We start from the raw sequence: 1,057 nt of genomic DNA, 5'->3' as shown, positions 1-1,057 counted from the left end.
GGCTCTTTCCCTCAAACGTACCATCCCCTTTTTTAAGTAGGGCAGAAACCGTTGGCATCGGGTCTGGCTCTATGCGAGCAAGAATAATGTCTGATAGCCGTCCTCCCTGCAATTCGAGTAATTTGAATTCAAATATTCGATCAATGAAATCGCCGACACGGCGCACGAAAAGGTCTTGGTACGCTACTAATGCCAACAACATTCCGATGCTGAGTTTTTTGTCTATTACTTCGATTGCGCCAAAACCAATTACAAAAACGGAGGCCAAACCAAAAATCAAAAGACGCATCAATCTAAATGCCCAGTCCAATCGTGCTCCAGAAAAATCGGCGTTTTTTTCGGCGACGATGAGACTAGTCCATCGCGCAATCCAATCGCTACCGTTATTCAGAGTGCGAATAGACGATATGTTTTCAATGGACTCAATAAATGTGGTTTGCTGAGCAACATGAGTTGTGATGCTCAGATAGGCGAACTGTCGTCGCATCCCATACAGAGATGCCCGGCCGATCGCATACATTAACGCTGCGGCAATTCCGATAAAGGAAAGCGGAATACTGTAAAGAAGCATCATCGTGAATACTCCCAAAACCAGGCATCCGTCGAGTAACGCCTCAACGAATCCCACTGTAAGCGTGGATTGAATCAGGCTAATTACCCCGAATCGGCTGAGAACATCAGCCAAGCTTCTTCTCTCGAAGTATGCAACGGGAAGCTTCAGCAAATGGCTATAGACATTCGCCAACCATTGCACCGAGAAAGTGCTCCCGAGGACCAGTACGGCCCAACTACGCATACCCTCTACACAGATCCTCAGCAACAGTAAAAGAGTGAACCCAAAGATTAAGACGCCGACCAACTCCTTGTCCCCTGCCGGCAAGGCTTGATCGGTTACGAACTGTATTAGCAACGGAGATAGAAGGGCCGCGATCTCGACGAAGACTGCGAGCAAAAAAATTAGTGCTAGCGAACGCTTGAGGCCGACCACCTTACCAAGGATATCGCGCCACCGAATACGCGGGCGGGGTTTATTTTCGTTGAATTGCCAGAGTGGTGT

At 48.2% G+C, this 1,057-nt stretch carries 1 protein-coding gene; it reads right to left on the bottom strand.

Going from position 1 to position 1,057, the window contains the following annotated elements; genetic code table 11:
- Positions 1–1,057, bottom strand: a 1,057-nt coding sequence (locus ACXJKE_RS23085; protein WP_457282923.1) for an ABC transporter transmembrane domain-containing protein, incomplete at both ends; no start/stop codon positions are given.

Source organism: Polaromonas sp. P5_D5, from assembly GCF_054049435.1.
The sequence above is the reverse complement of the archived record's forward strand: the minus strand, read 5'-3'. Positions and strand labels throughout refer to the sequence as shown.